Annotated in this window: 15 protein-coding genes; 7 read left to right on the top strand and 8 right to left on the bottom strand. The window is 40.9% G+C overall.

The window, feature by feature from the left end:
- Positions 1-4: 4 nt before the first annotated feature.
- From GKD17_RS20465 to GKD17_RS20455, 3 genes are all read left to right on the top strand, one after another.
- Positions 5-2,305 (top strand): TonB-dependent receptor domain-containing protein, encoded by a 2,301-nt coding sequence (locus tag GKD17_RS20465; RefSeq protein ID WP_371741505.1) that lies wholly within the window; start codon positions 5-7, stop codon positions 2,303-2,305.
- A gap of 54 nt (positions 2,306-2,359) precedes the next feature.
- Positions 2,360-3,760 (top strand): DUF4374 domain-containing protein, encoded by a 1,401-nt coding sequence (locus GKD17_RS20460; RefSeq protein ID WP_007839052.1) that lies wholly within the window; start codon positions 2,360-2,362, stop codon positions 3,758-3,760.
- Positions 3,761-3,839: 79 nt separating this feature from the next.
- A complete protein-coding gene (locus tag GKD17_RS20455) occupies positions 3,840-4,973 on the top strand; it encodes a PepSY-associated TM helix domain-containing protein (protein ID WP_371741504.1) in 1,134 nt (377 codons plus the stop codon).
- 102 nt (positions 4,974-5,075) lie between these two features.
- On the opposite strand, the gene GKD17_RS20450 is transcribed toward GKD17_RS20455, so the two are convergent.
- Together GKD17_RS20450 and eno are read right to left on the bottom strand one after the other, a co-directional pair.
- Positions 5,076-5,999, bottom strand: a complete 924-nt coding sequence (locus tag GKD17_RS20450) for a magnesium transporter CorA family protein (protein WP_005850609.1) — start codon at positions 5,997-5,999, stop codon at positions 5,076-5,078.
- A gap of 288 nt (positions 6,000-6,287) precedes the next feature.
- Positions 6,288-7,568 carry a phosphopyruvate hydratase gene (gene eno / locus GKD17_RS20445; RefSeq protein WP_007839046.1) on the bottom strand — a complete coding sequence of 427 codons (1,281 nt, stop codon included), beginning with the start codon at positions 7,566-7,568 and terminating at the stop codon, positions 6,288-6,290.
- Between the two features lie 240 nt (positions 7,569-7,808).
- Between eno and ahpC the strand changes: the two genes are divergently transcribed.
- The 3 genes from ahpC to GKD17_RS20430 all read left to right on the top strand — a co-directional run bounded on the left by ahpC (position 7,809) and on the right by GKD17_RS20430 (position 11,100).
- Entirely contained in the window at positions 7,809-8,375 is a 567-nt protein-coding gene (gene ahpC / locus GKD17_RS20440; RefSeq protein ID WP_007839044.1) for an alkyl hydroperoxide reductase subunit C, read from the top strand.
- 12 nt (positions 8,376-8,387) lie between these two features.
- Positions 8,388-9,938 carry an alkyl hydroperoxide reductase subunit F gene (ahpF, locus tag GKD17_RS20435; protein WP_007839042.1) on the top strand — a complete coding sequence of 517 codons (1,551 nt, stop codon included), beginning with the start codon at positions 8,388-8,390 and terminating at the stop codon, positions 9,936-9,938.
- Between the two features lie 139 nt (positions 9,939-10,077).
- A complete protein-coding gene (locus GKD17_RS20430) occupies positions 10,078-11,100 on the top strand; it encodes a LacI family DNA-binding transcriptional regulator (protein WP_005844540.1) in 1,023 nt (340 codons plus the stop codon).
- 80 nt (positions 11,101-11,180) lie between these two features.
- Here GKD17_RS20430 and GKD17_RS20425 read toward each other — a convergent pair whose 3' ends face one another.
- The 5 genes from GKD17_RS20425 to GKD17_RS20405 all read right to left on the bottom strand — a co-directional run bounded on the left by GKD17_RS20425 (position 11,181) and on the right by GKD17_RS20405 (position 20,710).
- A complete protein-coding gene (locus tag GKD17_RS20425; RefSeq protein WP_007839040.1) occupies positions 11,181-12,746 on the bottom strand; it encodes a glycoside hydrolase in 1,566 nt (521 codons plus the stop codon).
- Positions 12,747-12,758: 12 nt separating this feature from the next.
- Positions 12,759-14,357 carry a glycoside hydrolase gene (locus GKD17_RS20420; protein ID WP_007839038.1) on the bottom strand — a complete coding sequence of 533 codons (1,599 nt, stop codon included), beginning with the start codon at positions 14,355-14,357 and terminating at the stop codon, positions 12,759-12,761.
- Positions 14,358-14,473: 116 nt separating this feature from the next.
- On the bottom strand, positions 14,474-16,132 hold the full coding sequence (locus GKD17_RS20415; RefSeq protein WP_007839031.1) for a RagB/SusD family nutrient uptake outer membrane protein: 1,659 nt from the start codon (positions 16,130-16,132) through the stop codon (positions 14,474-14,476).
- 17 nt (positions 16,133-16,149) lie between these two features.
- Entirely contained in the window at positions 16,150-19,188 is a 3,039-nt protein-coding gene (locus GKD17_RS20410) for a SusC/RagA family TonB-linked outer membrane protein (protein ID WP_007839026.1), read from the bottom strand.
- 22 nt (positions 19,189-19,210) lie between these two features.
- A complete protein-coding gene (locus tag GKD17_RS20405; protein WP_005844552.1) occupies positions 19,211-20,710 on the bottom strand; it encodes a hypothetical protein in 1,500 nt (499 codons plus the stop codon).
- A 213-nt stretch (positions 20,711-20,923) separates the two neighbouring features.
- Between GKD17_RS20405 and GKD17_RS20400 the strand changes: the two genes are divergently transcribed.
- Positions 20,924-24,964: a hybrid sensor histidine kinase/response regulator transcription factor gene (locus GKD17_RS20400; RefSeq protein ID WP_007839023.1), complete on the top strand. Its 4,041-nt coding sequence runs from the start codon at positions 20,924-20,926 to the stop codon at positions 24,962-24,964.
- 248 nt (positions 24,965-25,212) lie between these two features.
- Here GKD17_RS20400 and GKD17_RS20395 read toward each other — a convergent pair whose 3' ends face one another.
- On the bottom strand, positions 25,213-26,952 hold the full coding sequence (locus tag GKD17_RS20395; RefSeq protein ID WP_007839021.1) for a histidine-type phosphatase: 1,740 nt from the start codon (positions 26,950-26,952) through the stop codon (positions 25,213-25,215).
- Between the last annotated feature and the right edge of the window lies 1 nt (position 26,953).

The following is a 26,953-nucleotide window of genomic DNA, read 5'->3' as shown; positions in this document are numbered from 1 at the left end:
GATAATGGTATCCGGTAAAGTGATATCCAAAGAAAAACAGGAAGTCGTAGATTTTGCGACCGTATATTTGAAGGGTACAACTTATGGCTGTACAACGAATGAAGAAGGTATTTATCATCTTCATGCACCGGCAGGGAAATATACACTGGTTGTTTCGGCTATAGGATATGAAACTATAGAAAAGCCCATAACTTTAGTTCATGGAGAAAGGATTAAGATGAATGTAATGATTGCCCCGTCAGTGACTGAGTTGGATGAAGTTGTAGTGGTATCTAACGGGGTTTCCCGTGTGAAACGTTCCGCATTCAATGCGATAGCTGTAGATACAAAAGAGTTCCAGAATTCTACCAAAAATCTGAGTGATGCTTTGGCTAAAGCTCCGGGAATGAAACTCCGTGAGTCAGGTGGGGTAGGTTCGGATATGCAATTGATGTTGGATGGTTTCAGTGGCAAACATGTGAAGATATTTATTGACGGTGTACCTCAGGAGGGAGTAGGGAGTTCTTTTGGCTTAAATAATATTCCTGTGAATTTTGCAGATAGGATTGAAGTGTATAAAGGGGTGGTTCCTGTAGGATTTGGCACGGATGCTATAGGTGGTGTTATCAATATTGTAACCAATAAGAAGAGACGTAATTGGTTTTTGGATGGCTCCTATTCATACGGGTCGTTCAATACGCATAAATCGTATGTGAATTTCGGACAAACTTTCAAAAACGGCTTTACTTATGAAATAAATGCTTTCCAAAACTATTCGGATAATGATTATCATGTGGACGCACCGGTAGAGGACTTTGAAACCGGAAGAATTGATAAAGATAAAAGGGTACGTGTTAAGCGCTTTAATGATACCTATCATAATGAGGCGGTTATAGGTAAGATTGGCATTGTGGATAAGAAATGGGTAGACAGATTGATGTTGGGCTTTACTTATTCACATATGTATAAGGAGATACAGACCGGAGTACGTCAGGAAATAGTTTATGGGGAAAAACATCGTAAAGGACATTCGTTGATGCCGTCATTGGAGTATAATAAGCGTGACTTATTAATCAAAGGTCTGAATGTGGCATTGACTGCCAATTATAATAAAAATGCAACGGCAAATATAGATACAGCTTCATATAAGTACAATTGGTTGGGTGATAGGAAATTAATGAACTCACCCGGTGAACAATCCAATCAATATTCACGGGCGGATAATAACAATTGGAATGGAACATTAACTGTTAATTACCGTCTGGCGAAAATACACATGCTGACCTTTAATCATGTGTTGAATACTTTCCGCCGTTCTAATACTTCTTTATTGGCTAAGGTGGAATCGGAGGATGCCATCGCTAAAGAAACCCATAAGAATATCTCCGGATTATCCTATCGGTTGATGCCGTCTGATAATTGGAACCTCTCAGTGTTTGGAAAATATTATAGTTTGTATGTAGCAGGTCCTATGGCTACGACTACGAATCAGGATGATTATGTCCGTACTACCCGAAACATGAATTCCATAGGGTATGGAGCTGCGGGAACTTATTTCATTCTATCCGGTTTGCAGGCAAAATTGTCATACGAAAAAGCATATCGTCTGCCTACTATTGAAGAAATGTTTGGAGATGAGGATTTGGAAATGGGAGATATCAGTATAAAACCTGAGAGTAGTGATAATTTGAATTTTAATTTGAGCTATAACAGAACATTTGGCAGGCATTCTGTATATATGGAAGGTGGAGTGATTTATCGGAATACGAAAGATTATATTCAGCGTAATATTGCGGATTTGAGTGGTGGTAAATATGCTGCGAAATATATTAATTACGGTAAAGTATTGACGAAAGGATATACTGTTTCTGCTCGTTACGGTTTTGGCAATTGGGTGAGTATAGGAGGTAATTTTACCAAAATGGATGTACGCGACAATATGAAAACATCTATTTCCAGCAGTGCGGAAAATTTGGCTTATAAAGAACGGATGCCGAACCTGCCTTATATGTTTGCTGATTCGGATGTTACTTTTTATTGGCGGGATTTAGGAAGGAAAGGCAATATGTTGACAGTGTCTTATGATAATCAATATCTGCATAGCTTTACTTATTATTCTTCCCGAATAGGCTCAAATAAGGGGGACTATGTGGTACCTGATCAATTCTCACACAATATATCCCTTTCTTATAGTTTGCAAAAAGGACGATATAACGTATCATTGGAATGTCGTAACTTCACAGATGAGAAGTTATATGATAATTTTAGTCTTCAGAAGGCCGGTCGGGCTTTTTATGGTAAACTGCGTGTTTGTTTCGGTAATTAAAGAATTGGAAAAAGTTTATAATTAATTGGATTTTAAATTAAATAGAAGAATAAAATGAAGAAAGTTTTCTTTTTGAATGGATTTGTTGCTATTGCCATAGTAGGAATGGTGTTGAGTGCATGTACGGATAATGAGCCGGATTACGGTTCGGGTACCGAGGCTAAAGGTGAGTATGTTATTGCATCTTCGGTCACAGCGTCTGGAAATACAACGAATGTGCTGCTTACTTCTGAAACGTTGGATAAAGGCACTGTTTCTACAGTGAATAATGGTCTTGTGAATGATGGCGCAACTCAATGGGTGTTTTACAAGAATCAATATCTTTATGCACTGACTTATAATCAAGGGAATGCAGGTACGACCCGTTCTTATATCATGGATTCAAATAATGAAGTAAAGGCTCGTTCGGGGGAGTTTGCCATAAAGAGATTTACTACTTACGGTATTTATGATAAATATATCATGACCTCGTCTACCGGTGACGGACCCACTGCGTATGCTGATGAGAATGGATATTTACCAAAAATGTTTTTGCTTTCTTATTTGGATGTATCTGCTGAAACATTTACAACGAATGATACTCAAAATAAGGCTTATATGTCCGAGAACTTCTTGGGAAATGGAGAATATGTAACATTGGCCGGCATATTGGAACAAAATAATAAGCTGTATAGCGCTGCTATTCCAATGGGGTTAAGTCAATATGGATCGGCCACTGACGGGGGAAAATGGATACTTCCTGGCAATGATGATTTGGTAAAGACAGAAGACGGTGGTTCCAACAGCAGCAGTTATAAAAAAGGCGAATTGCAATGGACGCAATATCCCAACAAATGCTGGGTCGCTATTTTTGATAATGAAACGCTGACTACTAAAAAGATTATTGAGACTGATAAAATCAGCTATGCTTGTGGGCGAATGAAGTCTCAATATTACCAAACTATTTGGGCGGCAGATAATGGTGATATTTATGTATTTTCTCCTAGTTATGCCAAAACAATGGCTGATAAACGGCAACAGACTACCTTGGATGCTGGAGTCGTACGTATAAAGGCTGGAACAGAAGAGTTTGATCCTGATTATTATTATAGTATCGAAGCGCAGACCGGAGGTAAATCTTTCATTCGTTGTTGGCATATTACGGGAGATTATTTCTTGTTGTTGATGTATGATCGTCCCTTGACTGAAACTGGTTTCACAGCTAATCAGTTAGCGATATATAAAGGAGAAACCGGAAAACTTACTTATGTAACCGGCTTGCCTTCTGCCGATTTGATCTCTGGCTTTGGTAATACTCCGTATGTGGAGAATGGATATGCCTATATGGCTGTAACTACAACAGAAGGATATCCGTCTATTTATAAAATAGATCCGGTTGGTGCGGTAGCGACAAAGGGTGTTTCTATAGAAGCGACACAAATCAGTGGCGTCGGTAAACTGCAACCTCAGAACTGAGTATTGTAATAATATAGTGGGAGTCTGCGGGCAGTATGTGCTTATGCAGACTCTTTTTATGAATTGTATTGAAGATTTTATGAAGAAAATATTTCGCCAAATACATCTTTGGCTTTCTGTTCCTTTCGGGTTAATCATTACCTTGATTTGCTTCTCGGGAGCTATGCTGGTTTTTGAAAATGAAGTGATGGAACTGGCTAGGCATGAACTCTATTATGTAAAAAAGGTAGAGACAGTTCCACTTCCTGTTGATCGATTATTAGAAGAGGTAGAACTCACGTTACCCGACAGTGTGTTTGTGATAGGAATCAGTGTTTTTTCTGACCCGGAACGCGCTTGGCAGGTGAATCTGTCCAAGCCTCGTCGTGCTTCTATGTATGTGGATCAATATACTGGTGAGATTAAAGGTAAATATGAACGTCCTGCATTTTTTGTGACTATGTTCAGGCTGCATCGCTGGCTGTTGGACAGTATGAAAGCGGATGGCGGAGTCTTTTGGGGAAAAATGATTGTAGGTGTCAGCACCCTGTTGTTTGTCGTGGTTTTGATATCGGGTATCGTTATCTGGTGGCCTCGTACACGAAAAGCCTTGAAAAATAGTTTAAGAATATCTGTCGGCAGGGGCTTTAGAAGATTTTGGTATGACCTGCATGTTGCAGGTGGAATGTATGCGCTGTTTTTTTTATTGGCTATGGCCCTTACCGGGTTAACATGGTCTTTTGGATGGTATCGGGCAGGTTTCTATAAAGTGTTTGGCGTGGAAGTACAACAGGGAGGTACACATAGTGGGGTGACTCTGCGTGGTGGTAGAGGTAGTGATCAACCTGGAAAGAATGTTTCTCATTCTTCGTCCTATGTTTGTTGGCAACAAGTTTATGAACAATTAGCCCTAAATAATCCCGGTTACAAACAGATAACCTTATCAGATGGGGTAGCAAATGTTTCTTTCAATACCTTTGGTAATCAACGTGCTTCCGACCGTTATAAATTCAATCCTCATAGTGGTGAGATTGATGAGGTAGTTTTATATAAAGATGCTGAGAAGGCTGGAAAGATTCGCGGATGGATCTATTCTGTACATGTTGGTAGTTGGGGCGGTATGCTTACTCGTTTACTGACGTTTATAGCAGCTTTGATAGGAGCCACCTTGCCATTAACAGGATACTATTTATGGATAAAACGTATTTGGAGAAAGAAATCAAGAGTAAATTGAATCTCTTTGTCATAAGATTAGGGGGCGAAAAGAGTTTTATCAGTTTTATCATATGACCTGTTGTCGTGAATGACAGGTCATATGATATTGTTACAGGATTTTTTAGAACCACTTTATCTTCCTGAAAATAACAAAGGCCAACGCAGACAATGTGATGGACGCCAAAATAATAAAACTAAAAGCATGTGGTAATGCATCTACATGTACATCTACGTTCATTCCATAGAAACTAGCTATTAATGTGGGTACCATCAGAATGATGGAAATACTGGTCATGCGTTTCATGATGGTGTTCACATTATTGGATATGATGGAAGCAAATGCGTCCATGGTTCCGGTTAAGATATCACTGTAGATATTTACCGTGTTATATGCTTGTTTTAATTCAATGACTACATCTTCTACCAAATCGCGGTTTTGATAATCTTTTTCCTGGAAGATACTTTGCAATTTACCTACCATCACCTCATTTCCACGAATGGACGTATTGAAATAAACCAATGTTTTTTGTAGTTTCATCAATCTTAGCAGGTCCTCATTACGTATGCTCCTTTCCAATTCTTTTTCTGCGGCAGCTACATCATTGTTTATTTGTTTCAGATATTTCAAGAACCATACGGCAGATGAGTAAATTAACCGTAAAATCAGTTCAAATTTATTAGGCACAATGATTCCTTTACGTCGGGTGTGGTCAATGAAATCAGGAATCATTTCAGTGGAGTGATAACACACGGTAACAATGATTTCATTATTTGTAATGATACCGATAGGGATAGTGATATAAGGGATGCTTCCCTGTTGTTGCAGGGGGATTCGGATAATGGTCAGTAGCCAGTTGTCTTCCGTATCCGTTCGTGGACGTTCATCCATATCGGCGATGTCCTCTAAAAAAGCTTCGGGGACTTTTAATTCTTTAGTCAGAAACTCAAAATCACTTTGGTCGGGGCATTCTACATTCACCCAGCAGTTTGGCATCCATTGTGGCTTTTCTACAAAGCCATTTTCACAATAAAGATATTTTCTCATCTTATTGCCTCCTTTCGTTCATTTATATCCGTTCAGAGGCATTCAGAGTAGTGATTGCCCTGTCGGATCAGTTAATACTATTGCACGTTCGTGGTATTGAATCGTCCATTTTTATTGATTGTTTTTTGTTTAAAGCGGTACAAAAGTACATAAAACCTTTAAAGGACAGACAGAAGACAGGAGGCTTTTATATTTTTTTTAAGAATGTCATCGGAAAGCAATATCCAAAAAAAATAGCGCCTTTTCTCAAAGACGCTATCCGATTACATAAATGTACAAAAGATCCAATTATTTGATTCGTTTGTAACCATATACGGCCAAATTACCCAGTTCCTCTTCAATACGGAGTAACTGGTTGTATTTTGCCATGCGGTCGCTCCGGCTCAATGAGCCTGTTTTGATTTGTCCACTATTGGTAGCTACGGCAATGTCTGCAATGGTTGCGTCTTCCGTTTCTCCTGAGCGGTGGGAAGTAACAGTGGTATATCCATGACGATGAGCCATTTCAATAGCATCCAGTGTTTCACTTAAAGAACCTATTTGATTGACTTTGATCAGGATAGAGTTGGCGCATCCTTGTGCAATACCTTTTGAAAGGAATTCTACATTGGTTACGAACAAGTCATCACCTACCAGTTGGCAACGGTTGCCTATACGTTCGGTCAGCTTCTTCCACCCTTCCCAGTCATTTTCACTCATACCGTCCTCAATAGAATCGATAGGATACTTATTAATCAATTCTTCCAGATAATTAATTTGCTCGTCAGTCGTACGTTTTTTGCCTGTTTCTCCTTCAAAAATCGTATAGTCATAAACGCCATTCTTATAGAATTCAGAAGAAGCACAGTCCATACCAATCATGACATCTTTACCCGGTTCATAACCTGCATTCTTGATGGCTGCCAGAATAGACTCAATGGCATCCTCGGTTCCGTTCAAGGCAGGAGCAAAGCCACCTTCATCGCCTACGGCAGTGCTCAGACCGCGGTCATGCAATACTTTTTTCAGCGCATGGAATACTTCGGCTCCCATGCGTAAACCTTCGTGGAAAGATGGAGCACCTACAGGACGAATCATAAATTCTTGAAAAGCAATGGGAGCATCACTATGTGAACCGCCATTGATGATATTCATCATTGGAACCGGCATTACGTATGTATTCGTCCCACCTATGTATCTATATAAAGGTATATCCAGATAGTTTGCGGCTGCTTTTGCTACTGCTAGCGATACGCCTAAAATGGCATTGGCTCCGAGTTTGGATTTAGTGGGAGTACCATCTAATGCTAACATCTTTTTATCAATGGCACGTTGTTCCAGTGCTGAGCAACCAATTAGCGCCGGGGCAATGATTGTGTTTACATTGGCTACAGCTTTTAAGGTTCCTTTTCCATTATAGCGAGTTTTGTCACCATCGCGTAGTTCTAATGCTTCGTGTTCTCCGGTTGATGCTCCTGACGGAACCGATGCACGACCTGTGATTCCTGATTCTAATGTAACATCGACTTCTACTGTGGGATTACCACGTGAGTCTAATATCTCGCGGGCTATAATTTTTTCTATTTTCATACTACATGTACTTTTAAATAATTATTCTAATATAAACTATTGTTGTTAAAATATTTAGCATCCTTTTAACTCCATGCAAAATTCGATTAAAAAAATCGTTTATCCAATACCTATTTATGGTGAATCTTGTTCTATACAATCCTAATAATTAGGTATTGTGGAAGGTGCTGAAGTCGGTTACCTTTGCAAATGTAATAATTACAATTTAAAAATCAGTTTTAATTTAAAAATAAAAAGAGTATGGAACCAATTATTAATTCACAAGTTCCTGAATTTAAAGTTCAGGCATTCCATAATGGAGAGTTTAAAACCGTAACTAATAAAGATATTGAAGGTAAATGGGCTATTTTCTTCTTCTATCCTGCTGACTTTACGTTTGTATGCCCTACCGAACTTGTAGATATTGCTGAAAAGTATAATCAGTTCAAAGCAATGGGAGTGGAAGTATATTCTGTAAGCACCGATTCACATTTCGTTCATAAAGCATGGCATGATGCGTCTGAAAGCATCCGCAAAATCACTTATCCGATGTTGGCAGATCCTACAGGTGCTTTGTCGCGTGCATTTGGTGTGATGATTGAAGAAGACGGTATGGCTTATCGTGGTACTTTTGTAGTGAATCCCGAAGGCAAGATCAAATTAGCTGAAATTCAGGACAACAGTATCGGGCGTAATGCTGATGAACTTCTTCGTAAGGTAGAAGCTGCCCAGTTTGTAGCCACTCATGATGGTGAGGTTTGTCCTGCTAAATGGAAGAAAGGTGCTGAGACCTTGAAACCGAGTATTGATTTGGTAGGTAAAATTTAAAGTATAGAACTCATGTTAGATAGTGCGATAAAAGATCAGTTAAAAGGTCTTTTTGCCCAATTGGAAGCGCACTATACTTTTGACATCTTCGTCCACCCTCAGCACGAAAGTCGTGCCGAGTTGGTGGACTTGTTGGAAGAAGTGGCTTCCTGTTCGGATAAACTTTCCTGTCGGTTGCAGGATAGTGAAGGGCTGAAGTTTATCCTTTTAAAAGAGGGAGAGGATACGGGAATCATATTCCGTGCCGTACCTGGTGGCCATGAATTTACTTCTTTGTTAATGGCTGTTCTGAATGCTGACGGCAAAGGAAAGAATTTTCCGGACGAGTTTATTACCAGACGTATCAAGGCGTTACGGGGACCGATTAGTTTGACCACCTATTTGTCTCTGACCTGTACCAATTGTCCCGATGTGGTTCAAGCTTTGAATATGATGGTACTTCTGAATGGTCAGATACGCCATGAGGCAGTAGATGGATCTATAAATGAAGAAGAAGTGGAACGGATGAAAGTACAGGCTGTTCCTACTGTATTTGCTGATGGTGAACAGATTCATGTGGGGCGTAGCAGTATGGGGGATCTGTTGGAGAAGCTGGAAGCCCGTTACGGTTCGGTGGAATTGGAAGCTGTTGAGACAAAAGAATATGATGTACTGGTAGCCGGTGCTGGTCCTGCTGGTGCGACAGCTGCTATCTACTCAGCTCGTAAAGGGTTGAAAGTAGCAATAATAGCCGAGCGTATTGGTGGACAAGTCAATGAGACAATGGGGATTGAGAACTTGATATCTGTGCCTCAGACTACCGGTAAACAGTTGGCTCAGGATCTGAAAAAACATTTGGCGGAATATCATATTGATATTTTAGAAAATCGCCGGATAGAGAAAGTGGAAGTGACAGAGGGCATGAAAGTGTTGTCTGTGAAAGGTGGAGAAACGTACAAGGCTCCCGTATTGATCATTGCTACCGGGGCGAATTGGAGAAAATTGAATGTTCCCGGTGAAGAAAAATACATCGGTCATGGAGTTGCTTTCTGTCCTCATTGTGACGGACCATTTTATAAAGATAAGGAAGTAGCAGTCATAGGTGGTGGAAACTCTGGGGTTGAAGCTGCTATTGATTTGGCGGGAATCTGTTCCAAAGTGACTGTATTCGAGTTCATGGATACTTTGAAAGCGGATACTGTTTTGCAGGAGAAAGCTAAAAGCCTGCCCAATGTGGATATTATTACTAATACTCAAACGGTAGAGGTGTTAGGAAACGGTGATAAAGTGGTGGGGCTTATAAAGAAAGACCGTTCATCCGAAAAAGAAGAGATCTTTGCCTTGGATGGTATTTTTGTCCAAATAGGTTTGACTGCCAATAGCGCTTTGTTTAAAGAATTGCTGGAAACGAACCGCATGGGTGAAATTCTGACTGATAAAAATGGCCGGACCTCTGTAAAAGGTATCTATGCTGCTGGAGATGTAACGGATGTTTCCTATAAACAGATAGTTATAGCAATGGGGGAAGGCGCCAAGGCTGCTTTAGCTGCATTCGAAGACCGGATGCGCGGAACGATTTATTAGTGATAAGTGATTGGTGGTGAATAGTGGGTGCATATCGCAGTATTTACCACTAATCTTATCACTAAAAAATGCACTCTTTGTATGTATATTGGTGAGAATATGCTTTCTTTGTAGATGAATCACCGTTTACAGCATTGATATGGCAGAATCGAGACGTACTTCATTGAAAGATTTGGCACAGATATTAGGTGTATCCATACCTACAGTATCCCGTGCCTTGAAAAATAGTCCCGAAATCAGTCGGGAACTTTGTATTAAAGCTCAAAAATTGGCAAAAGAGATGAATTATCACCCCAATCCTTTTGCTATGAGTCTCCGGAAAAATACTCCCCGTACCATTGGAGTAATTGTACCTGATATTGTTACTCATTTCTTTGCGTCTATTTTAAGTGGTATAGAAGATACCGCTATAGCAAACGGCTATTTTGTTATCATCACGACTTCCCATGAGTCATACGACCATGAGAAAAGAAATATTGAGAATTTGGTCAATATGCATGTGGAAGGTATTATAGGTTGTTTATCTCAAGAAACAACAGATTATGCCCATTGGTTGAGTTTGGATGATATGAATATGCCGCTTGTTCTATTTGATCGTGTTTGCATGCCTGACCGTTTTTCTACGGTAGTGGCTGATGGAGTATATTCTGCTCAGATGGCGACACAGCACTTGTTGGATCATGGAAGCAAACGGATTGCTTTTATCGGTGGTGCAAACCATCTGGATATAGTAAGAAAGAGAAAACATGGTTACCTTGAAGCGTTAAGGGAAAATAAGATACCTATTGAGAAAGATTTGGTTGTGTGTCGGAAAATTGATTTTGAAGAAGGGAAAATAGCAACAGAAATTTTATTATCGCTTCCGGAGCCTCCCGATGCGATTCTTGCCATGAATGATACATTGGCATTTGCCGCTATGGAAGTGATTAGAAATCATAATCTTCGTATTCCTCAGGATATAGCGCTTATTGGGTATACAGATGAGCAACATGCCAATTATGTAGTGCCTCGCCTTTCGGCCGTCTCGCATCAGACTTATAAGATGGGGGAAGCCGCATGTCAGATGTTGATTGATAAGATTAAGGGAGATAAAAAAATCAGGCAAATCATTATTCCTACTTGTTTGCAGGTGAGGGAAAGCAGTATAAAAAGGAAGGATTGAGAACCGAAATGTATTTTAAGAAGAGAATAAGGCTGAACTCTTCACAAAGAGCCAACCTTATTTCTTTATATATTGGAGTATTATTGAGTGACCAACGTAATAATGGAACGTGCCGGAATCACAACTTTTTCATGGTTTTTGATGCTTCCCACCGGTAGAAGATTCTCTCCATCTTTATCCGAAGTACGATAGATTTTCCAGTTTTTTATAATTCCGTTACGCTGATAGAAAGTAAACTCTTTATCTTCCGCTGCATAATTAATCATAACGAAAACCTCCTTTCCGTCTGTATTTTGGTATGCTGAACACATTAGTCCGGTTACATCCGTATCGCCTTCAGGAATGATTTTCCCTTGGTCGTCTTTGGCTATAATTGCTTTCCGAACAGCTCCCGGGCGTATAAATCTACTGTAGTTTCCCAAAGCCCACATTAATTTGGAGTCTTTCACCTCACCATTCAGAAAAGTCGGATCACTATACTCACGGATTAATCCGTCCTTATAATCTCCACCGATAGATCGCCACCATTGCCAACTGCGAGCACCTGCATATACAATGTCATGATGAATGATCCGTGCTACATATAATGCTGTCTTCATGGTGAAGTCATATCCTCCGCCTCCGCCGATTTCTTCGTCATTGCCCATGATACAGGTTTCTGTCTGCCAGAAATCCACCTTATACTTGTCTAAAGTATCTTTTAATTGACAACGGATATTGTGTAAATTATTCAGAGGAGTATTAGTCCAATAACTATGCCCTACCATCAGCCGGGGAACATTGGGAGTATTACCCAGATAGGTGGCTGTACTGTCCGGATTAAAGAAAGACTGGATTTGATACCCCCGTTCCCAATTAGTCATGTGAGTATCGAACATACAACGATAGTCAGAGGACTCATTGACTAGAATCTGTGTGTCAATTTGGTTATTTACGAACTCTTTACTGATGAGGCGTATGGCACGGGCTATTTCGCGGTTGGTAGCCGGTGTACCTTCTTGTTTGGGGCCAATCCAGTTCCAATGCCCATCGGGTTCATTGAATGGACAGAGGTAATTGAACTTGATTCCATCGTGTTTCTCCACCCCTTTTATGACATTGGCAAGAAAACGGGCAAAATTCTTATAATGCTCTTCCTTTAAGTTTAAGGTTCCTCCACGGCCTGTGTTGGTGGCAAGACCGTTTTGTGTGAAATACACGGGAGGTGAATTAAGAAATGCCAAAAATTTGTTTACACCTCGTTCTTTTGCCAGACGCAGGAAGTTGCGCTGCCCTTGTTGTTTATTCCAATTATAGTTACCATCTGCTTGAAGGAAACATTCGGCACGCATCCAGGGAGAGGCTATCTGGCTGGCTTCTCCTTGTTCCGCACTTCCGGCTCCTACATTGAAACGCCATAAAGACAGACCGATTCCTTTAGGTTGTCCGTTTTCATGGTTTTCCGTACTGAACAGCCAGTCGGCTACTTGGTTTTGTTTTTCTTGTGGCCATAAGCCTATAAATTGCATGCTCCAACAGTCTGATGCTCCGAAATAGTCCATGGTTTGACAGGGTTGGTCTGTTTCTATTTCAAAGTGAATGGCAGGATGCTGAGCAAACAGGTTTGCTGTTGCAAATAAAGAGAATAATAATGCTTTGTATTTCATAAAGTTGAGGGATTATTTCAGATTATAAATGACAGTTGTAACACTTTCCGAAGGCACAATTACTTGTTGGTCTGCCGTGACGTGTACCTCTTGCAAATTTTTGTTATTTGTTGTTATATAAGTAGTGATGGAGCTTATTTCACTTACCCATTCTTTATGAATTTCGTTTAGCCGGACTCCTTTTTCTGATAGATTGGTATAAACAGCAACAATTTTATCTTTTTTCGGTGAAATCCATGCTGACCCGAAGAAACTGGATGATTCATTCATGTTAAGCATGATACGGCGATAACCCGGTCGGATGAATAGGCTGTAGTTACCTAATACCCAAAGTGTGGGAGTAGCTTTATAAGTGCCTTCTTTCTCTATATCCCCATAAACTCCATCGGAGGGTTCCAGTGAAATCAGTAAGAAGCGGTTTTTGTGTCCCCAGCGGGGGATATCCATTGAGGTCCAGTAGCTCCAGGAGGAAACTCCTGCTATAGTTAGGTCATTGTGTATTACTTTTGACATATAAAGTGCAATGTCCATTTCGGTTGCTTGGTCATAGCCTATAAACTCGGAAGAGCTGTATCCGTCGCCTAACATACTCCACTCACTTTGCCATATTTCTACATCATATTGTTGGGCTGCTTGGGCCAGTTGTTTCCGGACATTACGCATACCATCCCATGTGCCATCTGTCCAGTAGCTGTGGCCGCAGATAAGTTTCTTTACATGAGTCAGGTTGCCTATATAGGTGGAAGTTCCAGGTGTGAAAAATGCTGAAAGTACGTTACTGTGGGCGGCATCATTCTTAAATTTGTAGAGATATTCATAATCTCCAGATTCCCCTGGAAGAATATCAATAGAAAGACCGGCAGAAGTGATGGCGGTATCCAATTCACGTATAAGTCTGGCTACTTCATCATTAGTCCATCCGCTGCCTTCCTGGCCGCTGTCCCATTTATATTGGGGTTCGTTAACTGGTGAGATATGTGTCACTGGATATCCTTCGTTTACATAGTATTTTGCTACATCTGACATGTATCTGGCAAAGTCCGTATAACGTTCATCCTTCAAATTAGAAATTCCTCCGCTATTGGAGAATCCTTTTCCGTTGGAGGTATATTGTACAGGAGGGGTATTGCTGAAAAGTACTATACTCTGACAACCAAACTCTTTGGCACGCTGCAAGAAGTAGCGCTGCCCTTTACAGCGTGTCCAGTCTAATGTTAAGTCATCAGTCAGATAAGATTCTGCTCTGCGTGATTTGTCTTCTATTCCACTTGCTTCACCTTGTTCTGCACTGCCACCACCTAGATTCATACGCCACATGGAGAGTCCTATACCTTTAGGTTGTCCTGATTGTATTTCAGAAGAGAATAGCAGTTCACTGATTTTGTCACGATTCGTTATCCAGCTTTTTCCTACGAAGGCAGGTGCCCAACAATCTGATGCGCCAAATCCTGTCAGAGTCTGAAAAGATTGTCCGGCATCTATGGTTACTGTTTTTTCTACGTTTATGCTGTTGTCCGGTTGCCCCGATGTATCCGGTGTTTGGGGAGAATCGTCACTGCAGGCTACAGTAGAAAAGAACAGTGGAAGAGTAAAAATATATTTTAGTTTCATTATTTTAGATGGATTAAAAAATAGTCGCGGATAATCCTAGCAAACTATCCGCGACAGAATATAAAGACCTATTGAATGTTTAATTCCTGTAACAATCTGTTCTTTTTGGAAAATGATTAATTCCAGCCCGGATTTTGGGTGATAGAACCATTAGACATTGTAATCTCATATAAAGGTATCGGGAATACCATATCCCGGTTTTCGTTGAAGCTGATTCCTTTATCACTTGCCTCACCTTGATTTTCCCATTCGTAAATGTCGCGGGTAGCGGGATCTGTATTGTATTTTACAAATGTACCGTTTGCTCCCATCAGGTTACAAATCATTTTCTTGCCATTGTCATCTGTCCAACGGCGGATATCATAGATTCTGTTTTGTTCCCATGCCAGTTCCAAACGACGTTCTAGCCGGATAGCTTTGCGAAGCTCGTTCCCACTGGATGTGACAGCAGGTAATTTTACACGATTCCGTACCTCATTAAGGTAGGTACGTGCTGTACCATCTTCGCCCAATTCGTTGCAGGCTTCAGCATACATCAACAATACATCTGCATAGCGTAAGATACGATGATCTAATGGAATTTTGTCGATATTGTATACTTCCGGACGTTTTTCAATAGGTACAAAATACTTCCGGACAATACGTGCTGATTTATGTTGTGACGGATCTATAATATAACATTCGGGATCCCAACCGTACTTTTCGATATAATCTTTATAATTGGCGATTTTTGTGTTGTTTTCAACGAACTTGTCGAAGTTATTCTCTCCGGCAATTTCTGTACAACCCGTTTTAATGATGGTCCAACGTAAACGTTCTGTATCTCCTGCATCGATGTAGGCTTGTTCAAGGTTGGCGGTTGGCTGTCCCCAAGACCATCCGTCGCCGGGGCCACTACGGGCACCGGTAATAACAGTCAAAGAACCACCCAATGCATAAGTTCCATCATACATATATTGTACTTCAAACAGACTTTCTTCGCTATTGTTATGGTCAACATCCCATACATCACCGAAGTTGTCGAGTAATTTATATTCACCTTCGTCGATGACTGTTTTCAATACATCATGTGCCTCTTGCCATTTGCTTTGGTAGAGGTAAACCTTTCCCAATAGGCCTAATGCAGCTCCACGGGTAGCGCGTCCCATATCTGTAGCAGCATATTGACTACGTTGTGGCAACACACCAGCAGCGGCTTTTAAATCATCTTCAATGAACTTATATACATCTTCGGCCGAAGCGCGGGTAATACCTTGTATTTCTTCGGGCAACAGGAAGCCTGTAATGAGAGGTACACCACCAAAATTCTTCACAAGTTCAAAATAGAAGTATCCACGGAGGAAACGTGCTTCGGCTACAAGCCGGTTCTTCATTTCTTCATCTGAGAAATCAGCTTGTGAAATGCGTTCTACTGCGATATTGCAACGTAGAATGCCTTTGTATCGATACTGCCAAAAGTTGGAGATGGCACCATTGCTTTGTCCGGTACCTTGATAGTGGGCCAAAGAAATATAGTCACTTTGACTTTGGCTGGTATTGCCCATCCAACCGTCATCACTACACATCTCGGAAAGCAACCATACTGTGTTGATATTCCACCATCCGCCAAAAGTAATGGCCTGGTAACAACCAGTAATAAATGCTTCGGCTTCTTCTGCACTTTGGAAATAAGTATCCAAATTTTGTTGCCCGCGCACTTCCTCTGTTAGGAAATCCTCACAAGAAGTGAATGTCAGCGAGGCAATCATTGTTAATATTGTTAATATCTTTTTCATGGTTTATACCTTGAGGGTTAAAATCTTAAATCAATTCCAAATAAGAAAGTACGTGGGTTAGGATAAGCGATGCCGTCAATACCGGTTTCAATTACACTGCCATCTTTACCAATCTGTGGACGTTCAGGATCCATACCTGAGTAGCTAGTGATAGTGAAAGGATTTTGAGCCGACAATGAGAGACGCAATTCGGTTCCGTTCAACCACTTCTTGGGGAGTGTGTAACCCACTTGTAATAGTTTGCAACGCATATAAGAGCCGTCTTCTACAAAGAAACTTGAAACGCGTGTGTAATTCTGATTCAAATCATTGTAGGACAGGCGAGGAATATCGTTGCTGGTTCCTTCGCCATGCCATGCTTTCTGCAATGTACCTGCCCAAACGTTTTGCCCACTTACGCCGGAGTATAAACCTTTGGTCTTATTGAAAATATCATTACCGAATGTACCATAGAAGTTGGCTGTGAAATCGATGTTTTTATAGCTGAAACCCAAGTTCAAACCTACCATCAAATCGGGATATGGGTTACCGATCCATGTTTTATCATTTTCATCTAGAACTCCGTCATGATTCAAATCCTTAAAGCGGATGTCACCGGGTTGGGCATTGGATTGTACCAGCTTGCCATTTTCGTTGGTGTGAGCATAAACTTCATCCCAATTTTGGAAAATACCATCGGCTACGTAGCCGTAGAAGCGTGAAATCAAGCCACCGTCTTCATTACGGATAATTTGGTCGCTGTTGAAACCTCCAGTTTGGATAGGACCGTCACCGGAGAATTTAACAGCTTTATTTTTCACTGCGGAAAGGTTCACCCCCACATTATATCGGAAGTCTGCTACTTTGTCGTGCCAGTTCAGACTTAATTCCCAACCGCTAGCTTTCATACTACCTATATTCATCCATACTGTACTGTTCCAGTCGGGGTATCCGATGGCGAAGATATTTTGTTTCTGATAGAGCATATCAGAAGATTTCTTTTGGAAATACTCAAAGGTCATGTCTAGACGGGAGTCAAGGAAGGACATATCCACACCTACGTTCCAGTCTTCTACTGTTTCCCATTTTAGCAAATTATTGCCCACGCCTGATACCATAGTACCTGAAACACGTCCTGGAGTTGTACCAAATACATAATCAGATTGTCCTAACAAAGTCAGCGTAGCATCATTATCTATGTTTTGATTACCTACACGTCCCCAACCTCCGCGTAATTTCAAGTTACTGAAAATCTTCTGGTCTTGCATGAAGCTTTCACTGATGATACGCCATGAAGCAGAAACAGAAGGGAAGATGGCATATTTGTTTCCTTTGGGGAAACGAGAAGAACCGTCTGCACGAATAGAAGCTGTTAGATAGTAACGATTGTCATAGTTATACATCACGCGTCCTAAATAAGATACTAATGTGCTGTAAGCAGTTTTACCTTCTGACTTTTGGTTTTGTGTACCGGCATTTACTTCCTGCATTTGATCCATATTATTAGGCACATCGTCACGTGAGGCTTTTGATTGGAATTCAGCAAAGCGTTCAGCTGTAAAGCCACCCATTACATTAATATTATGCTTTTCTGCAAAAGTCGTGATGTAAGTAGCAGTATTAGTCCAGTTCCAATCAAGCCATTCCTGCATTTCACGGGAAACATTGCTTAATGTAGATTGTTCCAAAGCATCAATATAGAATTCAGGAGTGAATTTGTCTGTACGGCGGAAGTGTGCATTAGCGCCGAACTGCGTGCGCAGGGTCAGTTTTTGAATAGGGTTTATCTGTAAATAAGTATTTACAATTGTACCCATTTCACGGGAGTGGGAATTTTGGCGAGCCAATGAACCGGCAGGGTTCCACTCCTGGTTGTTGTAAGAACGCTGATAGTTATTGAATTCGTTATCCACCCATTGATCTTCCGGCTTGAATATAGGAGTTGTGGGGTCCATAGACATGGCAGCTGAAAAAAGATCGGGGGTATCATCCCATGATTCTACACGTGGGGCAATGTCGAAACCCATTTTTACATATTTATTAAATGTATATTCTGTATTAAGGCGTGCGTTGATTTTGTCCCAATAACCATAGTCATATTGTGAATTGTTACGGTAGTAACCCATACTCAGGTTATAAACCAGTTTGTCTGAACCACCGGAGATATTGAGTGAGTAATTTTGCACTAAAGCAGTTTTGTTGATTACTTCGTCCCACCAGTCTGTTCCTCCGGGATTGGTAGTAGCGCCTGTATCATTCCAAATAGAAGTTCCTCCGTCATTTGTGTATCGGGTATTGAATACTTCTTTATATTCGGCGGCATTAGCCATTTTGGGTTTTGACAATGTTTGGAAACCTGCAGATGCATTAAAACTGATATTTGTTTTTCCTGCCATTCCTTTTTTGGTTGTGATTAGAATGACACCGTTAGAAGCACGTGTTCCGTAAATGGCAGCAGCCGAAGCGTCTTTTAAAACTTCCATAGATTCAATGTCATTACTGTTTAGGAAGTTGATGTTTGTACCTACCGGCATGCCATCTACTACATACAAAGGATCGGTTCCGTTTACTGTTGTTACACCACGGATTAGAACTTTTGGTTGTGCGCCCGGACCACCACCACTGGTTACTTGAACACCGTTGATTTTACCTTGCAAGGCGTCCATTGCATTACCGGTTACAGTTTCGGTAATTTCTTTTCCTTTTACGGTAGATATAGAACTGGTCAGGTCACTTTTTTTCACGGCTCCATAACCAATAACCACTACTTCGTCCAGTAATTCACTGGCATCTTTCAGCACTACATTGATAACGGTTTGTCCGTTTACCTTTATTTCTTGAGTCTCATATCCTATGCTGGAGAACACAAGTACGGCATCCTTGGCAACATCGTTTAGTGAATAATCACCATCAATACTTGTAATAGTACCTGTACCTGTACCTTTTACTTGCACTGTTGCACCAATCATCGGTTCTTTATCTGAAGCCGAGGTTACTACACCTTTTACAGTGATGGTCTGCGCATAGCTACATAGACTTGTCAGCGCAAGACACAATAATAATATTTGCTTTTTCATATCTTAAATCTAATGTTACTTGTTAATTGGCCGGAATGAGTTTAGCTCTTTCCAAATGAGCGTCGAATATAAGTTTATAATTCCCTGTGACGTTCACTGTTGGTTTTGCCCAATTGTCACCTACATGATCGGGTTTGGTCCATGCCGGATTGGTATATTTGGCTTCTTTACCATAATATCCGAAGATCTCCGGTTCGTCTGAGTTGTCTACACGCCACGTGCAATAATTCCACCATCCGTCGGAGTGCCAGTTATGAATAACGAAATTCATTTTAGTACCTGCCTCCAGGAATAGGGGGGTATCCAAATAGAACAGGTGAGGATTGGTCTTATCTTGAGTGAAACGCAGGACTTCAGTTGGGCTACTGGTCATATATCCGAAATAGAATTCCTGTAACCACGAACCACCGTCACCCCATGTGTCAAGGCTGATAGAACCGTATGTGTGAGGTATGGGGTCTACAGCATCGGCAATTGAGTAAGTTTTCAGATTGTATGTACTGTTCTTCACATCAATATTAATTTCATAATAAACATTGGCTTGGTCAAGTACGATTGGCATTGCTGTTTCGGGATCGTCTGTCAGTTTGGTGTTATCCTCTGGATCAAGCCCGAAACAAATAGGAGTGAAGTCACTCTTTTGTGGTAAGAAGAATATTTTAGTTCCGGCTTTTTGACAGTAATAATTTGCTTTATACTGATATTCACCTGTATGTTCAATTACCATCGGTACCCCGAATATATCACTATTCAGTTCTTCGGCAGTTGCCACATCTGCCAGATACATTTTGGGAAAATCCGGCATTTCTGAGATATTCAATACACTGGTGGTAGTGGTTGAGTTTTCTTTCTTGTCAAAAGCGGTAATTGTCACATTATAACTTTTCGGTTCATTGGGGAATACTATTATTTCGGCAAAGTTCAATGAACTTTTTCCATCAGCATCTACACGGCGGTTGTCAAACCCGTCTATACCTGGAATATTAATTGTGACATAATCCAATGCACGATCATCTGTAGCCGTGAACCGAAGATTGAATTTCGTTTCATTTTTCATTAATACTGTAACAGTGGCATCCGGGGCAGCAGAAAATACCGGAGCTGCAAAATCTCCGTCCATTGTGATTAATACATCTTGAGATATACTGCGTCCTCCTACATCGGTTACAGTAACTTTGACTGTGAAACGTTCGCCGATTTCATTTCGGTTTATGTCAAAGTAATAACTTAAATCATAACTCTCTTGCGGAGCACCATAGATTTCGATTAAATCAATTGTCTTGTTCAAATGCAGGTCGGCACATTGTAGGCTGATAGAAGCAATACCGTCTTTGTCTTCTAATGTCCCTTCAATAGTAAATCGATGTCCCGCTCCGGACTCGATGTGGTCTGTTGCTAATGTCATTGTTGGATTTTGCCCGTCTACATCGGGGTAGTCGTTATCATCACTACATCCCGTACATAGGTTTGCAGTTACAAGAAAAGCCCATAACATGGCACCATACAAATGTTTCTTTTTCATATTTTATTAGTATTTGAAGATTAAACATCTACTCTAATAGAGGACGAATTAAATTCGTTAGTGGTGCAAATGTACGTGAAGAAGAATTAAAATCCTGATATAAATCTTGCAGAAAAGGGAGGTAAATCTTGCAATGCATGATTTATGTATCTAAAATACAGACTTTATTTGTATTTTTGAACCATATTATTTAACAATGTGTACACTGATGCTATGAGAAAGATATTCGTACTTTGGCTCTTGCTGCTGCCGGTTGTTTCATTGGCACAACCTTATTCTGTTAAGCAGCTTGGTATAGAGAAGGGATTATCCAATAATTATGTGGTGAGCATTGCTCAAGACAAACAGGGCTTTCTGTGGTTTGCCACGGAGGAAGGGTTGAACAAATTCGATGGTACCCGTTTCATTACTTATTTGAAGAATGAAGATTTGACAAGGCAGGGTATAACAGGCAATGAACTGAATTGTTTGTTGGATGATCCTCAGGATTCTATCCTTTGGATAGGCACGCAAAGGGCCGGTCTGAATGCGTATGACTATGTAAATAACACTTTTCTTTGCTATAGGCATGATGGCGAGAACCCCGAAAGTCTGATAACGGATGATGTTACTAAGATTGTGGCAGCTACAGATGGTAATCTTTGGATTACGACATATTGGCGGGGAGTAGATTATTTCGATAAAAAGGCTGGAAAATTCATTCATTACAATACTCAAACAGTTCCGGGATTGGCTAGCGATAATATTTGGTCGGTTGTTGATGGAGGAGATGGAAAGTTGTATATGGGGCATGTGCATCATGGATTCAGTGTGTTGTCTCTTAAAGATAAAAAAGTAAAGAACTTTATGCATGACCCTGAAGATCCGGTCAGTTTGCCAGGTAATGGGGTAACTTGCATTTATAAGGACTTAAGCGGTAATATTTGGCTGGGAACAGACCGGGGGCTGGCACTGTTCAATCCGGAAGCCGAAAATTTTATCCATTTTCATCATAGTGAGGACGGGGTTCCTCATACCGTATTTGATATCAGACAATTTGATGGGAATAAACTTTGGATTGCCATGGAATTTGGAGGAATAGCCATTTTGGATTTAACGCAACGTATGTTTCTTTCTCCTGACCAAGTGCGTTTTCAATATATAAAGGAAGGGGATGATGAATACAGTCTCTCTAATTCTACTGTACGTTGTTTGTTTCAGGACTCCTTTAAAAATGTATGGGCTGGTATGTGGGGAGGTGGAATTAATTTTCTTAGCCATGAATCTTCCTATTTTAATGTTTATAGTTATTCTCCTATCCAGCATTCGGGTAGTAGCCTGAATAATAAGACAGCAAGTAGTGTATGCGTAGCAAGGGATGGAAAGTTATGGATCGGAACCGATGGGGGAGGCATCAATGTATTTGATAAAGGCAAGCGGGTGGCGGTTTATAAAGAAGAAACCGGTGATTTGACTGATAATTCCATACAGGCTGCACTTTGTGATTCGGAAGGAAACCTTTGGTTTGGATCGTTTATGGGAGGAGTGGATTTTTATGATGTGAAAAAGAAAAGTTTTCACCAGATTTTTCCTAAAGATAAAACAGGGGAAGATGTGCGTGCACTGTATGAAGATGCAGAATATGTATGGATAGGAACTAGTAATGGCATCTATAAGGTACGCTTGCATGATAAAGGCATTGCAGATCATTATACAGTAGAGAATAATCTGGTGAGATGTATCTCGAAAGATAATCTTAATCGTTTATGGATTGGTACTTTCGGAGGAGGATTAGGGGTTTTTGATGAACATTTTCAGTGCGTTAAACTTTTTAACGTGACTTCTCTTTTTCCCTCTAATACTATCAATACTGTTTATATGGATAGTCAGAACAGAATGTGGATAGGAACGGGAGAAGGTCTGGTTTGTTTTCCATCCTCTCAGAGTTGGGACTATAAAGTATATCGCAGTGAGGAGGGTTTGTCCAATGTCCATATACGTGCCATTACGGAAGATAATCATGGAAATATATGGGTGAGCACCAATAAAGGTATCAGCTGCTTGTTGAAAGACAAGGAGGTTTTCTATAATTACGATCATTGGGATAATGTGCCTATGGGCAATTTCATGAGTGGAAGTGTGGCGGAAGCTAAGGATGGAACACTTTATTTTGGCTCAATCAATGGCTTATGCCGTTTTAATCCAGATCAGGTATTGGAAAAACGAGAGTCACCTGCTGCAATTATTACGGAGATGCGTATATTCGGCCCGTTGCGTGATACGGACAGTAATGAAAAGGTGATGGCGCTTGAAGGCCAGTCGGAAGTACGTTTAAGCTATATGCAAAATAACTTCAGCGTCACCTTCAATATACAGAATTATGCCTTGGCCGATCAAGTGGAATATGCTTATATGTTGAAAGGGTTGGAAAATTCATGGTATACAGTAACCGATCCTAATAATGTGACTTTCCGTAATATACCTCCGGGAAATTATTGTTTTCAGGTAAAGACAAGAATACGGAATCAGGAATGGGCGGATGAGATAGCTTCTCTGGATATCCGTATTGACCCGCCTGTATGGCTTACGTGGTGGGCCAAGTTATTTTATATTCTTTCGGGTGTTTCTGTCCTGTATTTTATTCTTCATGCCTATAAAAAGAAACTGGATATGGAGTCTCTCTATGAGTTGGAGAAGAAAAATCATGAGCAGGAACAGGAGCTGAATAATGAGCGTTTACGTTTCTATACCAATATCACACATGAGTTGCGTACCCCTTTGACGTTGATTCTGGGACCGTTGGAAGATATGCAGAAAAGTAATTCTTTATCAGGGAAAGATTCACAGAAAATATCGGTTATCCATCAAAGCGCCATCCGGTTGTTGAACCTGATTAATCAGATACTGGAGTTCAGAAAAACGGAAACCCAAAACAAGAAATTATGTGTAAGTCGTGACAATCTGGCAGCCCTTGTACACGAGATCGGACTGAAGTATAAGGAATTGAACCGGAAACCTGAGATTGATTTCTGTCTTGAGATTGAGCAGGAAGATATGTCTTTGTTTTTTGATAAGGAGGTAGTAACGATTATACTGGATAATTTGATCTCCAATGCTATAAAATATACAGAGAAAGGAACTATAACTTTAGGATTACATCAGGTGGTCCGGAATAATATACACCATACGGAAATCAGTGTGAGTGACACCGGTTTCGGTATTGCTCCCGATGCATTGCCTCATATTTTTGACCGTTATTATCAAGAGGGAAGCGAACATCAGGCTTCAGGAACAGGTATTGGTCTGGCTCTGGTAAAGAACCTGGTAGTTTTGCATGAGGGGGAGATCAGGGTTGAAAGTTCTTTGAATGTGGGAAGTACTTTTTATGTCAGTCTGCTGACGGATAACACGTATCCTCATGTGCTGCATGCTGACTCGACGGAGAAAACTTCCGATGAAAAGGACGAAAAAGAAGAAAATATAGAACCTGTGCATAGTGGTAAGCGTATTCTGCTGATAGTGGAAGATAATAGGGACATCTGTGATTATATTGTAGAATCTTTCTCGGACGATTTTGAAGTGAGGACTGCCGCCAATGGTGAACAAGGTTTGGAACAAGCGTTGGGCTGCATTCCTGATATTATAGTCAGTGATATCATGATGCCGGTGATGAACGGTATCGTGATGTGCCGGAAATTGAAAGAAGACTTGCGTACCAGCCATATTCCCATTATTTTGCTGACGGCAAAGGATTCTTTGCAAGATAAGGAAGAAGGGTATCAAGTAGGTGCTGACTCTTATCTGACAAAGCCTTTCAGTGCTACTTTGTTGCATAGCCGTATCCATAATTTGCTTGAATCCCGCAAGTTGTTGGCAGAGCGTTTTAATACGAATCCCATACTCATTGACAAACGTGCGGCAGTAACCGAGTCTATGAATAAATTGGATAATGAGTTCCTTGAGAAGATTAACAAGCTGATTGAAGATCGTCTTTCTTCTGAGAAAATTGATATCGGTTATTTGTCGGACGCCATGTGTATGAGTAATTCTACCCTATATCGGAAGATGAAGGCATTGACCGGACTTTCCACCAATGAATATATCCGCAAAATAAAGATGCAATATGCGGAACGTCTGTTATTAGAAGGGAAATACAATATTTCAGAGGTCGCATTCAAGGTGGGAATTAACAGTACGGTCTATTTCCGTCAGTGTTTTAAAGATGAATTCGGTATGGCTCCTTCTGATTATCTGAAAAAGATAAAACCGGAATAGAGTGGTTGTGTAAGCCGTTTCTTCCATATAGTTAAGCCTTTTTTTACAGTCATCTGCTACAGACTCCGCCAGTGGACTGTAAGGTCTGCTTAGGTGGACTATACAGTCTGCTGCAATGGACTCTACGGTCCATTGAGGGAGTCTGTAGTAGGTAACCGTAAGAAAAGGCTTAATTGTAGGCAAGAAAAGCCTTAGTTAATGGGGAGATTGGACTTTGAAGGAAAGTTGCTGTTTCTCAATTTGTATGTTTATAAATGATTGTAGACTGCTTTCACCGTTTCCCATTTATAATAAGGAGCAATAGGGCTGTCAATGGGTAATTTGACTTCATTTTCATTATGTAGCAATTTTACAATAACTTCTCCTTGTTTATTCTTGAAAAAGATTAATTGAAGGTTGGCTCCCATAGGTGAAACACGGAAATCTTGCCAGGCCAGGTAATATCGGTCGGGATCTGTTTCTTGATTGGAGCATCCTTCTACTTGCATGAGTGCCAACAGACGGATCAGGTTGGTATCATGTCCGAAACGGAGGGTGGCGCAAGGAGTTCCTTCACGGATGGCGCGGTCGGCACTTTCTATAATATTCTTCAATAAAGATTTTGCACTCTCGGGGGCTGCTCCCTGATTGACGGGAGCATTGGCATTGCAAATATACATCCGATAATTCACAGACTGCCAGATACCGAATAATTCTTCTTTTTCAAACAAATCATAAAAGGATAGAGGCAACTCTACATCTTGCATGTCGGAAGCAATCCAATAAAGTCCCATCATGAGCTCGCGGGGATTCCTGACTTCTTTGGGATTTTTGAAAAGTGAAGTGATTAAACGTTCCGGATGAATATGATTTTCTTCGAATGTATGGAAAGCTGTTCTCCATGGCGCACTTGCCGAACCCAGCTTTTCGGCTTCGGGTGAAGTATAGGCAATGTAGTCCATGTGTCTTTGGTTGGCTTCGCGGGTGATCTGGAGGGAGGGGGTTAGTTCTTTCAGTTGTTCTGTGAATGCGGACATGCTCATGATACAACGTACGGAAACGCTCGAACGTGCTGATATGTTGGCGCTGTCCCGGAATATATGGGGATATTGTTGATAAAGCCGTTTGGCAATGGCTTTATGTTGTCGTTCTCCTAATGGGGTCAGGTTTCCTCCGCGCCCACGGGCATTTTCCCATACTTTCTGGAGTCTGAGCCTCACATCTTCACCTAAATCGGTAAGTCCTGATTTATTGTGAAACGTATCAAAAACACGAATGACTTCTAGATAACGTTCGTCCGAAGTCATCCAGCGGGACCCATGGCGTCCGTAATGGCTGACGTAGAAAGGACTGTAACCTTCGGGTACCGGAGTTTGTATGCCGTTTGGTGTGGGATAAGCATAATAGATGCTGCCCATTTTTTCCGGGCTGTGGATGATCTCTTCTTTCAGATTGTGTGGGGGGAGAGTTACGGGGGCTACTTTCCAATTGATGCCGAGCGGATTATTTTGTATTTCCCATATCAGAGGGAAATCCGGATTATCCATAATCCACATTTCGCATCCGTCTACTGAGTCGTTTACATGCAGTAAGGAATAGCCCATAGCTTGTGACTTCGTATCAGCCAGTTGGTATTCTGTCTGATTATAATGAAATGCCTTTTGGCTTTTCAATTCCTGAAAAGCGGTTGCTGAAAGTAGGGCAAAGGTTTCTTGAATGGGGAGACAGATATGCTGTCCGTCTTCCGGCTGTAAGAAGCTTAGTCTGACCGCCGTTTTTAAAGCTTCTTGGGGCATGGCGTAGCTGCCTGATTGCCATCGGGTGTTTCTTTCAATTCCCCAATGTAGATAAAGGGTGTCGTTGGACTGATTGAAAGTAAATTGGTACTTTCGGGTTTGTCCATGCAGTTTAAATACAAATAACAGAGGGTTGGTAATGATATCTTGTGCCATTACATTTCCCATCAGGCTGCCGATAAGCAGAAAGTATATAAAAAGTTTTTTCTTCATC

The sequence above is a fragment of the Phocaeicola dorei genome, from assembly GCF_013009555.1.
In the GTDB taxonomy this organism is placed as follows: domain Bacteria; phylum Bacteroidota; class Bacteroidia; order Bacteroidales; family Bacteroidaceae; genus Phocaeicola; species Phocaeicola dorei.
This window is presented reverse-complemented; position numbering and strand designations above follow the sequence as displayed.